Raw genomic sequence first — 12,006 nt, 5'->3', positions numbered from 1 at the left:
ATGTTATGTTTACACCTGGACTCAGTTTACGTATTGCTAAGGTTAATACATGCTCCTGTTGTTAGGGAGGCAGCACCTAGACGAGGCTGCAGCTAAATTAAATTTAGTTAAAACTACGTTAAATAAAAAATTGATATATTTTTGTCGAATTCCTTCGGATTTGGAGGAACAAATTCTGCACTCGTAGTTAAAAAGTTTAAATTGAATAATGAATAAGCAAGAGTAATAGATAAAATTAATGGTTTTTGTTGATGATTTGAAGTTGATAATGATGACATTGAACCGAACGCTAATTTAAAAGATACTTTAGGACTAGATAGTTTAGATTATGTAGACTTGGTGGTATCTATTGAATCAAATTTTGGCGTAAAATTAGTTGAAGTTGATTTCGTTGGCATTGCTACTTTTCAAAACTTTTACGACCTTATCGAAACCAAACTAAAAGCCAAAACTTCTTAATGAGCAAATGGGATGGCAAATCTAAAGGAACTGTTTTAGGATATAGAATATTCGTTTTTTTAATACAAAAAGCGGGTGTTAAATCTGCCTACTTTCTTTTGTATTTTGTAGCCTCTTATTATTTTCTTTTCCTCAAAAAAAGCAATCGTGCCATCTTTTATTACTTCAATAAAAGACAAGGGTATTCTTATTTTAAATCCAAAAGAATGGTTTTCAAAAGTTACTATACTTTTGGACAAACCATAATTGATAAAGTCTCCATTTCTGCTGGAATGAGAGAACAATTTACCTATGAATTTGATGGAATCGAAACACTAAAAAAATTGCTTGCCGAAAAAAAAGGTGGTGTTTTAATTAGTGCTCACATTGGAAATTTTGAATTGCCGAAGCATTTCTTTGGAGAAATTGACATCGATTTTCAAATCAATTTAGTAACTACCGACTTAGAACATTCTAATATAAAGAAATATTTAGAGAGCGTTACTCAAAAACCAACGGTTAAGTTTATTGTTATAAAAGACGACTTGTCTCATATTTTTGAAATCAATGCTGCGCTAGGCAGAAACGAACTTATCTGTTTTACAGGTGATCGTTATTTTGAAGGAACAAAATCATTATCAGATAAACTACTAGGACAAGAGGCTAATTTTCCTGCTGGTCCATTTTTAATTGCTTCCCGATTAAAAGTTCCTGTCGTTTTTGTTTATGTAATGAAAGAACCAAACTTGCATTATCACTTATACGCTCGTGAAGCCGTCGTAAAACATCGTGACGAAAAAGGATTACTTAAAGCCTATATCGAAAACGTAGAATCTATACTTGAAAAGTATTCGTTACAATGGTTCAATTATTTTGATTTTTGGAACCAATTAAAAAATAAATAAACCTACTAAGAAACAGTACAATTAAATACGTTTTCTTTTATACTTTTAGTAATTATTAAAATAAAGTATGAAAGAATTTGACACTATCATAATTGGTTCAGGAGTTGGCGGCTTGGCAACAGGAATATGTACACCAAGAGCTGGGCAAAAAGTCTTAATTCTTGAACAGCATTATGTTCCTGGTGGTTGGAGTCATAGCTTTACTTTAAAAGGACAACGCTTTAGTCCCCGGCGTACATTATGTAGGCCTCATGGATAAAGGAGCATCTACAAATGCACTATATCGTGGCTTAGGAATTGCCAATGATATGGTATTCTTTCGAATGAATAAAAAGGCATACGAGCATTGCCTGATTGGCAACAAAACTTTCGACTTGCCTGCAGGAATCGATAATCTCAAGAAAACACTCTCTACACATTTCCCTAAAGAAGAAAAAAACATAACCGAATATCTTTCCTTGGTCGAGAAAGTAAATTTTGAATTGCAATTAATACCAAAACTAAAAGGGCTATGGCAAAAGATAACCGTTCCATTTCGGACCAAGCGTTTCGGAAAATTTGCCTTATTCCCTTTAAAAAAAGTAATTGGTTGGCATATTAAAGATCCAATGCTCAAAGCAATCCTTAATATACAATGTGGCGATCATGGGCTTTCGCCAAATAGAGCTTGTTTCCCTGTACATTGTTCTGTAATGGGACATTATTTTGACGGAGGCTTTTATCCTATGGGTGGCGGTGGCGGCATTGTAAAAGCCATGACAAATGGTGTAAAAAAACATGGTGGAGAAGTTCGCATAAAGCAAAATGTCAAGAAGATAATAATCGAAAACAAAAAAGCAATAGGAGTTAAACTCGAAAACGGAGAAACTATTTTTGCCAAAAATATTGTATCCAATGCCGATCCTTCTATTACCTATTTAAACTTAATTGGTCAGGAATATTTAAGCAAATCACTTATCAAGAAACTACAGAAAACCAAATACTCTGTAACCTCATTAATCTTATTTCTTACACTAGATATGGATGTCACACAATTCAACATCGATTCGGGTAATATCTGGATGATGAAAGATGAAAATGACGATGCTAATTTTGAAAACCTCATGAGTAACAATATTGATTGCGGAGATTCATTTCCTGCCGTTTTCATAAGTTGTACTACTCTTAAAGATCCCGCAAGTTTTAATGGCAGATATCATAATTTTGAAATCGTTACTTATGTAAACTATGACAACTTAAAAGATTTTAATGGATTAGAAGATTACCATAACGAAGAATATAAAATCTTTAAAGAAAAGGTCATTAATAAACTGATGAATAATGTAGAGAAAATCATTCCAAATGCCAAACAAAACATTATTCAAGTCGAATTAGGAACACCAAAAACCAATGAGTTTTACATCAATTCGACAAAAGGAAATGTATATGGAACCGAAAAAACACTAAATCAAGTTGGTCCTTTCTCCTATAAAAACAAAACCGAGATAGCCAATTTATTTCTTTGTGGAGCCTGTACCCTTTCTCATGGTGTTGCTGGCGCAACCTATTCGGGAGTTGCAGCGGCCGCATTAATCCTTAATTGTACCTCCGACGAATTATTAATCGATGATGAAAATCAAGAAGTGCGTATTTATAATGCCGAAGATGAATCGACTTGGCCAGATTGGGTTCACACAAAACGAACAGATAAAATAAGAAAATTCGTTTCATAAAATTAATTACTTTTGCCACAACAAAAGCCACAACCAAAATGAAAAATGTTCTTTTTATTTATTACTCTCAATCGGGACAACTCGAAAGCATCGCAAGAAATATTGCTATACCTTTCTTGAATTCAGAAGAGTTTAAAGTAACGTTTCATGAAATACAATTAGAAAAACCATTTCCTTTTCCTTGGGATAAAGATTCTTTTTTCGATGCCTTTCCTGAGTCTTTCAGACAAATTCCAACGGCGTTAAAACCAGTTCCAGAAGAAATTTTAAATACAAAATTTGATTTAGTTTTATTGCATTATCAAGTTTGGTATTTATCGCCTTCTATACCTATTAACTCCTTTTTAAAAAGTCCCGAAGCACATAAAATTCTAAATAATACTCCTGTTGTAACTATTAGTGGATCAAGAAATATGTGGATTATGGCACAGGAAAAAATTAAAGTACTACTAAAAGAAAACAATGCAAGTTTAGTCGGAAACGTAGCTTTAGTAGATCGCGTTGGCAATTTAATTAGCGTGATTACAATTGTAGAATGGATGTTCTCTGGAGTTAAAAAAAAGTATTTGGGTCTTTTCCCATTACCAGGAGTATCTAAAAAAGACATTCAGGAATCCTCAAGATTTGGGGATATTATTGCTTCAAATCTAAAAGAAAACAACTTAAAAGACTTACAGTCCAAACTAATTGCAAATTCAGCCGTACATATAAGTTCTTATTTGGTAACTGTAGATAAAACTGCTAATAAGATTTTTACTAAATGGTCAGGTTTAATCTCCCGAAATGATAAAAAAAGAAAGGTACTCCTTAAGTTTTTTTATGTTTATTTATTCCTTGCGATTTGGTTAGTTTCACCAATAGTGTATATATTGCACGTTATTACATATCCTATTAAAATAAACAAAATAAAAAAAGAAACTCAATATTACCAAGGAGTTTAGAACCCATATTATGTTTGAAGTATATATTACAAAAGCCGCAAAATATTTGCCAAATGAAGCTGTTACGAATGACGAAATGGAAAGCTATTTGGGTCTTATCAACGATACCGTTTCTAAAGCAAGACGAATTATCCTGCGTAATAACAAAATTGTAAGTCGTTATTATGCGATAGACAAAGAAGGAAAAAGCACGCATAATAATGCTGAGCTAACCCATAATGCTATCGTAAAATTATTTGATAACGATTTCACTCCACAAGATATGGAAGTACTTTCCTGTGGAACCTCAACACCAGATGTTTTTTTACCATCTCATGCAGCTATGGTTCATGGATTATTAAAAAACAAATCGGTTGAATTAAACTCTTCATCAGGAGTTTGCTGTGCAGGAATGAATTCGCTAAAATATGGTTTCCTTTCTGTTAAATCAGGAAATTCAAAAAATGCAGTTTGTGCAGGATCAGAGAAAGTTTCATCATGGTTCTTATCCCAAAAATACAATCCAGAAGTTTCTAATTTGAAGAACTTAGAAGAACTTCCTATAATTGCCTTCAAAAAAGATTTTTTAAGATGGATGTTATCTGATGGTTCAGGTGCTTTCTTATTAGAAAATAAACCCAGAGGACCTATCTCTCTAAAAATAGAATGGATGGAAGCATTTTCGTATGCCTATGAATTAGAAACTTGTATGTATGCTGGAGGAGATAAACTCGAAACTGGTGAGATAAAACCTTGGAGTGATTACTCTCCAGAAGAATGGCTAAACGAATCGGTATTTTCTATCAAACAAGATGTAAAATTATTAGATGAATTTATCCTGACTAAAGGTGCAAAAAGCATGAGTGAGGCAATGGCTAAAAATAGTGTTACTACTGATCAGATTGATTATTTTTACCACACGTTTCTTCTCATTTTTTTGTTGAAGGATTAAAGAAAAACCTAGAAGAAAACAATGTAGGAATAGCCGATGAAAAATGGTTTATGAATCTTGCTCGTGTTGGTAACGTAGGTTCTGCATCTATATATCTAGCTGTTGAAGAGTTAATGAATTCAGGAAAATTAAAAGTAGGCGATCGCATTCTTTTATCAGTTCCCGAAGTGGCGATTCTCATTTGCGTATGCGTATTTAACAGTTTGCTAAATCATGACAAAACCTATTCTAAATAAAGAAGCAGTCGAAAATTTATTGCCCCAAAAGTTCCCTTTTGTAATGGTAGATAAAATGTTTTCGTTTGATGAAACTTCTTTAATCGCTGGATTAAAAATTGAAAGTGAAAATATTTTTACAGAAAATGCAGATTTTTTTAGAAGCAGGATTAATAGAACACATGGCACAATCTGTAGCTTTACATACAGGATATGTCTTTTTCTTAAAAACAAGAACAAGCGCCAACAGGATATATCGGTTCTATTAAGCAAATTGATATAAAGAAATTACCAAGTGTAAACGACGAAATTCAATCGACAATAACTATTATACAAGAATTTGCCGAAATAACATTGGTACATATTGTTACGACCTTAAACAACGAAGAAATTGCCAACGGACAAATGAAAACCGTTTTGGCTAAATAACATATCAAATGGACACTTTAGTAGACATCCGAAATTATCTTCCGCACCGTGAGCCAATGCTTATGGTCGATTTGATTCTTACGATAGATGCACAAAGTGTTGAAACCGTTTTTTTGATAAAAGAAGATAATATTTTTGTTGACAAGAATACCTTTATTGAAGCTGGGTTAATAGAAATCAGACAAACGCTTCCTCTTTGTGGCACAAAAATATTTTGCCAATCCAAATGGAGAACAAAATGTAAGCGTTATTGGTTTTATCAGTACGCTAAAAAATCTCAAAATATATGAATTACCAAAAGTAAACACAAGCATAATTACGAGAGCAACTTTGGTTTCTAAATTTGCTGGAGACGATTATACATTATGTACAATGAGTTGCGAAAGCTTTCATGAAGAAACACAACTTTTGGAATGTGAAATTAATTTGTTCATTCAAAAAAACAAATCCAATCATGCAATAATTTAAACATGGTTTTAAAAAAAGATATTATTTCATGTTTTAGTACGAATAGCAATTTTAGCGTTATTGCTAGGAAATCTTTTCCTTATTTGGAGTTTTTCATTCGACCCTCATAAACATTGTGACGGAGATATGCACCGACACGTTGATGGAGGTTTAGGATTATTCATATTAGGTTTTCTAATTATTCAAATGTATTGTATTGGTTTATTTGCTGAAATGATATATTTATTTATCAAAAAAAGAAAAGAACTGGCTTTTGCAAATTTGGGAATTTTATCAATTCTTGCTTTTATAATAGCCGCTTTTATGTTCGGAATATCATAGTTTAAAGACAATATGGAAAAAGAAAAAGTACCACAAGACCAAGGGAATTTGACCAAAAACAACATGAAAGAACTTGTATATGCAACCGACGAAAACGGTAATTATACTACAGCTCTAAGTACAGGTTGGGAACCTAAAACTATTGCACTTTCTAATTCTATCGATGAAATAAACGAACGCATCGCCGATGCAAAATTGCAAGTCAAAAACGGAGAAGTAAGCCCTATTAGCTATTTTATGGAATTGAACCGAATGGATTTGTTAATCCTTTCTAATTATGTAGGTCTGTGGAAATGGCGCGTAAAAAGGCATTTTAAACCCGCTATCTTTGCAAAACTAAATGACCGGATTTTACAAAAATATGCTGATGCATTTTCGATATCAGTATCCGAATTAAAAAATTTTAAAACAGATTAATGCAAACTACTTTTACACATCATCAATCGGCACATTGCGAAAATGGAGTAGCTTCAAATTTGCTAAAAAACAATGGTTTAAATTTAAGCGAACCTATGGTTTTTGGTATTGGCTCAGGACTTTTTTTCGTGTACCTGCCTTTTATAAAAGTGAATTATGCGCCCGCAATAAGTTACAGAACCTTACCAGGACAAATTTTTAGGAGAGTTGCCAATAGATTGCATTTAAAAATAAAAAGACAAAAGTTTTCATCAGTTTCTAAAGCAAGTCAGGCTCTAGATGAAAATCTAAAAAATAATATCCCAACAGGATTACAAGTTGGTGTTTACAATCTGACTCATTTCCCCGATGAATATCGTTTTCATTTCAACGCACATAATTTAGTCGTTTACGGAAAAACCGATACTGATTATCTTATTAGCGATCCTGTAATGGAAACTGTTACCACGCTTACACATGATGAGTTAGACAAAGTGCGTTTTGCCAAAGGTGCTTTTGCTCCAAAAGGACAAATGTATTATCCTATTCATATTCCTGAGAACGTTGATTTAAAAAGTGCAATTATCAAAGGAATAAAAAATACTTGTCGTGATATGCTTGCGCCAATGCCAATTATTGGTGTTAAAGGAATCAAACTAGTTTCGGGTAAAATCCGAAAATGGCCTCTTAAACACGGAACCAAAAAAGCCAATCATTACTTGGCGCAAATGGTTCGATGCAAGAAGAAATAGGAACTGGTGGCGGAGGATTCCGTTTTATATATGCAGCCTTTTTACAAGAAGCAGCCGTTATTTTAAACAATGAAGATTTGAAAATCCTTTCGAAAGAAATGACTCAAATTGGAGATTCATGGCGCGATTTCGCAGTAGAAGCTTCTAGAATCTACAAAAACCGAAGTGCCAAAGATGATGCTTACAATACTATAGCCAACCAACTTTTGGGCATTGCCAATAGAGAAGAAGTATTTTTCAAAAAATTAAAAAAAGCAATTAGCTAATATATTTTGCAACCCATTATTCAAATAACATCACTCTCTAAAAAGTACAAAAATGCAGAAATGTATTCTTTGAACGATTTAACGCTTACTATAAACGAAGGTCAGATTTTTGGTTTGCTAGGTCCAAATGGAGCTGGAAAAACCACATTAATCTCGATGCTTTGTGGTTTGGTCAAGCCTACATCGGGTTCTTTTACGATTAACGGTATGGCGTATGCTACTAATGCTACCAAAATAAAAAAGTTTATAGGTGTTGTTCCTCAGGAATATGCCCTATATCCTACCCTAACAGCAAGAGAAAATTTGCATTATTTTGGGAGTATGTACGGCTTAAAAGGTCAGGACTTAAAAGACAAAGTAATCGAAACCTTAGATCTTTTGGGTTTACTAAAATTTGCCGATAAGCGCATCGAAACCTTTTCGGGAGGAATGAAAAGAAGAATTAATTTAATTGCAGGAATATTACACAATCCCAAAATTATCTTTCTGGATGAACCAACAGTTGGTGTCGATGTACAATCAAAAAATGCTATTATTGATTATCTAAAATACCTCAACCAAAACGGAACTACTATAATCTATACTTCGCATCATTTATCCGAAGCAGAAGATTTTTGTAGTGATATTGCAATTCTTGACCAAGGAAAAATTTATGCACAAGGCACACCATCAGGATTAATTTCAAGTACACAAAATACTCAAAACCTTGAAGACGTTTTTATTTCATTAACTGGTAAAGAACTGAGAGATGATATATAAACTGTGGATGTCTGTCGTGAAAGAATTCTTGTTGTTGAAACGAGATTTAGGAGGATTAATCATTTTATTTGTGATGCCTCTGGTACTTGTCATTACCGTAACTTTAATTCAGGATAGTACTTTTAAAACTGTAAGCGATTCTAAAATAGAAATCCTTCTCGTTAATAACGACAATGGTTCAGTAGCCAAAACGGTTTATGATAATTTACAAAAAAGCAATCTGTTTTCGGTAGTCACTCAAATAAACAATATCCCTTTAACCGAGGCTGTTGCCAAAGAAGCTGTTTATAAAGGAAAGTATCAATTAGCAATTGTTATTCCTCAAAACTTAAGCAAAGATTTACAAGCGAAAATAGATCAGAATGTACAAAAAATAGTAAGTAGCATAGGTTTAACCGATACACTTGCTCAGGCAGAAACTCCAAGAACAATCAACCAAAAGGAAGTTAAACTCTACTTTGACCCTGCGGTACAAATGAGTTTCAAGAATGCAGTCATGAACTCTATAGATAAAATGATTTCACAAATAGAAACACATTCTATTTACACCGCTTTTCAAGAACAATTAGGAGAAGGAAGTGCAAGTTTTGAGCAAAAAAGTTTTATCACTTTTAAAGAAATAGTTCCTAGAGTAAACAATAAAGAAGTATTGCCAAATTCAACTCAGCATAACGTTCCTGCTTGGACACTTTTTGCCATGTTCTTTATCGTAATTCCGCTTTCGATTAATATCGTAAAAGAAAAAACACAAGGGACCTTTGTTCGGTTATTAACAAATCCCGTTTCAAACCGTGTTGTAATGCTAGGTAAAACAATTACGTATTCCGCAATTTGTATGATTCAGTTTTATATGATGGTTGCCGTTGCTGTGTTTCTATTTCCAGAAATTGGATTACCACCACTTAATATCGAAGGGCATTTATTCCTAATGAGCATCGTTGCATTGTTCTCCGGATTTGCTGCAATTGGTTTCGGAATTTTATTAGGAACCGTTGCTAAAACACAAGAACAGTCGGCTCCGTTTGGCGCAACAAGTGTTATCATTCTGGCAGCAATTGGGGGCGTTTGGGTTCCCGTTTTTGCAATGCCAAAAATCATGCAAATTATCGCCAAATCATCACCTATGAACTGGGGATTAAATGCATTTTATGATGTGTTATTGCGTAACGCCACTTTCTTAGAAATCATTCCAGAAATAGGTTTATTATTTCTGTTTTTTATAATTACCACAACAATTGCCTTAGCATATGATAAGAAGAAAAGAGCAGTATAACGAAGCTATTGCATTAACAGTTACAGAAGAGGTTAGAGTGCGCTTTAACGAAACCGATGCACTCGGAATCGTTTGGCATGGCTATTACATAACTTATTTTGAAGATGGTCGTGAGGCTTTCGGGCGCAAACACAAGCTTACATACCTGGATGTTGCCGAAAGTGGGTACACAACTCCAATCGTAAAATCTATTTGTGAACACAAACTATCTTTACGTTATGGCGATGTTATTCGGGTAGAAACAAGTATCGTAGATACACCTGCAGCTAAAATAATTTTTAGATTCAAGATTTTTAATACCAATAATGAGATTGTTTGTACAGGCGAAACCACTCAGGTATTTTTAAATAAAGAAGGAAATTTAATGCTTACCAATCCTCCGTTTTATGAAGAATGGAAACGAAAAGTAGGATTGTTAAAATAGAAATAAACATGAATTATCACGAAATAAAAATAATAAGTGTAAATCTGCTTAATCTGTAAAATCTGCGAGCCTTTTTCGGCAACAAGATACAAAAACAGAAAAGCTTTCCTATAAGGTTTTTTCCAACCTTGTAGCTAAGATAATAAATACGAGATCCCTAACAGGTTTTTAAAAGCTGTTAGGATAAATAATAAAAATGACAAAAGCAGTATACATCACGCAAACCAATTGTATCACACCATTAGGATTTAATGTACCAACAAACATTGAAGCGATCCTTAATGGTGAATCAGGTATTCAGTTGCATGAAGATGTGTCCTTGATGCCAAATCCTTTTTATGCATCCATTATAAATGATGAGAAACTAAATACCGCTTTCGCGAAAGTTAGTTCTGAGACCAACTATTCAAGATTAGAGAAAATGATGATTTTGGCTTTAGAGCCAATTATCAAAAACTCAAAAATAGATTTAGATTCAAAGACAGCCTTTATACTTTCAACAACAAAAGGGAATATTACTGCATTAAAAAATGATTCGCAAGAGAGTTTCAGAATGCACATTTACATACTTTGGCACAAACAATAGCTGATTATTTTGGATTTAAAACCCAACCAATCGTGGTATCAAATGCTTGTGTATCTGGAATTTTAGCCGTTTCGGTTGCCAAAAGATTAATACAAAGCGAACTTTACGACAACGTTTTTATCGTTGCCGGCGATGAAGTTTCCGAATTTGTTTTGTCTGGCTTTAATGCTTTTCAGGCAATGAGTAGTTTACCATGCAAACCGTATTCTTTAAACAGAACTGGGGTAAGTCTTGGCGAAGCTGCTGCTGCTATTTTAATTTCGGCGGAAGCCAAAAATTCAAAAATAAAAGTTACTGGAGATAGTTCAATAAACGATGCTAATCATATTTCGGGACCTTCAAGAACAGGTGAAGGCTTGTTCAGCAAGTATTCAAAATGCCCTGAACGAAGCACAAATAAAACCAGAACATATCGATTATATTTCCGCACACGGAACCGCAACATCTTTTAATGACGAAATGGAAGCCATTGCTTTCAACCGATTAGAAATGGGAACTGTTCCTGTAAATAGTCTGAAAGGTTTTTATGGTCATACATTGGGCGCATCAGGATTATTAGAACTGTGATTGCGATTGAATCTGTGCTCCAAAACAAGCTTTTAGTTTTCCTTACGTTTGATGGATTGGGCGTAAGTCAATCAATAAATGTAATTGAGAAAAACAAAGATAAAAATATCGAGACATTCCTAAAAACTGCTTCTGGATTTGGAGGTTGTAATACGGCTGTGGTTTTTGAGAAAGTTAAACACGAATTGCACTAATTTTCACAGATTAATGATAATAAACTAAAATCATCAGCAGGTATATTTGTATTCATTATTCTTCTTTCTCTTTGGATGTAAAAAGAAAGAAAAAGAAGATAAACTACAATTTGAGAAGAATGTTATTAATAATGTTTTTGAAATAGTCGATTCAATATATGATGAATAGGAATAATGTTCCACCACCAATGTGCAAAATTTCATTTTTAAAACGATAAAAAGATACAATTGGTTATCATGCTGAATTAAAAAAGTATAATCTTGAACTGAATATAAAAACGATAAAACTCGAATTTTAATTGGTGTTTATGGTGGATGAAAAGAAAATTAGTCCTCAAGAAACTGAAATGATTATCAAAGAAATTAATCTTTCAAATACTCTTATGACATTTCAAAAGAAACAGACGAATACAAATTTGATTTAAAAAC

Annotated in this window: 11 protein-coding genes and 6 pseudogenes; all 17 read left to right on the top strand. The window is 33.3% G+C overall.

The features are described from left to right. Positions 1 to 79: 79 nt before the first annotated feature. Positions 80 to 216: pseudogene (locus AC1RYN_RS16100) on the top strand (beta-ketoacyl-[acyl-carrier-protein] synthase family protein); the annotation flags it as partial. A gap of 39 nt (positions 217 to 255) precedes the next feature. Continuing rightward, positions 256 to 459, top strand: a pseudogene (locus AC1RYN_RS16095) (acyl carrier protein); the annotation flags it as partial. After that, positions 459 to 1,343 (top strand): LpxL/LpxP family acyltransferase, encoded by an 885-nt coding sequence (locus tag AC1RYN_RS16090; protein WP_481807756.1) that lies wholly within the window; start codon positions 459 to 461, stop codon positions 1,341 to 1,343. The pseudogene AC1RYN_RS16095 and the gene AC1RYN_RS16090, both read left to right, overlap by 1 nt. A 67-nt stretch (positions 1,344 to 1,410) precedes the next feature. After that, positions 1,411 to 1,602: an NAD(P)-binding protein gene (locus tag AC1RYN_RS16085; protein ID WP_481807755.1), complete on the top strand. Its 192-nt coding sequence runs from the start codon at positions 1,411 to 1,413 to the stop codon at positions 1,600 to 1,602. Then, entirely contained in the window at positions 1,595 to 3,055 is a 1,461-nt protein-coding gene (locus AC1RYN_RS16080) for a phytoene desaturase family protein (protein ID WP_481807754.1), read from the top strand. The genes AC1RYN_RS16085 and AC1RYN_RS16080 overlap by 8 nt, the downstream gene beginning before the upstream one ends. A 38-nt stretch (positions 3,056 to 3,093) precedes the next feature. Continuing rightward, complete coding sequence (locus AC1RYN_RS16075; RefSeq protein ID WP_481807753.1) at positions 3,094 to 3,996, top strand: NADPH-dependent FMN reductase family protein; 903 nt, start codon at positions 3,094 to 3,096, stop codon at positions 3,994 to 3,996. A 10-nt stretch (positions 3,997 to 4,006) separates the two neighbouring features. Next, a pseudogene (gene darB, locus AC1RYN_RS16070) lies at positions 4,007 to 5,137 on the top strand (dialkylresorcinol biosynthesis protein DarB). Positions 5,138 to 5,140: 3 nt separating this feature from the next. After that, positions 5,141 to 5,571: pseudogene (locus tag AC1RYN_RS16065) on the top strand (hotdog family protein). An 8-nt stretch (positions 5,572 to 5,579) separates the two neighbouring features. Next, the gene (locus AC1RYN_RS16060) at positions 5,580 to 5,861 is read left to right on the top strand and encodes an ApeP family dehydratase (RefSeq protein ID WP_481807752.1); all 282 of its coding nucleotides are present in this window, start codon (positions 5,580 to 5,582) and stop codon (positions 5,859 to 5,861) included. Continuing rightward, positions 5,770 to 6,039: a hypothetical protein gene (locus tag AC1RYN_RS16055; RefSeq protein WP_481807760.1), complete on the top strand. Its 270-nt coding sequence runs from the start codon at positions 5,770 to 5,772 to the stop codon at positions 6,037 to 6,039. The genes AC1RYN_RS16060 and AC1RYN_RS16055 overlap by 92 nt, the downstream gene beginning before the upstream one ends. Positions 6,040 to 6,099: 60 nt before the next feature. Beyond that, positions 6,100 to 6,360, top strand: a complete 261-nt coding sequence (locus AC1RYN_RS16050) for a hypothetical protein (RefSeq protein ID WP_481807751.1) — start codon at positions 6,100 to 6,102, stop codon at positions 6,358 to 6,360. 12 nt (positions 6,361 to 6,372) lie between these two features. Then, on the top strand, positions 6,373 to 6,777 hold the full coding sequence (gene DarG / locus AC1RYN_RS16045; protein ID WP_481807750.1) for a flexirubin biosynthesis protein DarG: 405 nt from the start codon (positions 6,373 to 6,375) through the stop codon (positions 6,775 to 6,777). Then, a pseudogene (gene darH, locus AC1RYN_RS16040) lies at positions 6,777 to 7,774 on the top strand (BtrH-related acyltransferase DarH). Before DarG ends, darH begins: the two are co-directional and overlap by 1 nt. Positions 7,775 to 7,834: 60 nt before the next feature. Then, positions 7,835 to 8,533: an ABC transporter ATP-binding protein gene (locus tag AC1RYN_RS16035; protein ID WP_481807749.1), complete on the top strand. Its 699-nt coding sequence runs from the start codon at positions 7,835 to 7,837 to the stop codon at positions 8,531 to 8,533. Further along, a complete protein-coding gene (locus AC1RYN_RS16030) occupies positions 8,523 to 9,806 on the top strand; it encodes an ABC transporter permease (RefSeq protein ID WP_481807748.1) in 1,284 nt (427 codons plus the stop codon). The genes AC1RYN_RS16035 and AC1RYN_RS16030 overlap by 11 nt, the downstream gene beginning before the upstream one ends. Further along, positions 9,781 to 10,230: an acyl-CoA thioesterase gene (locus AC1RYN_RS16025; RefSeq protein ID WP_264207702.1), complete on the top strand. Its 450-nt coding sequence runs from the start codon at positions 9,781 to 9,783 to the stop codon at positions 10,228 to 10,230. Before AC1RYN_RS16030 ends, AC1RYN_RS16025 begins: the two co-directional genes overlap by 26 nt. Before the next feature lie 196 nt (positions 10,231 to 10,426). Then, positions 10,427 to 11,577 (top strand): annotated as a pseudogene (locus AC1RYN_RS16020) (beta-ketoacyl-[acyl-carrier-protein] synthase family protein). Positions 11,578 to 12,006: the final 429 nt, after the last annotated feature.

Source organism: Flavobacterium sp. TC780 (assembly GCF_056783245.1).
This window is presented reverse-complemented; position numbering and strand designations above follow the sequence as displayed.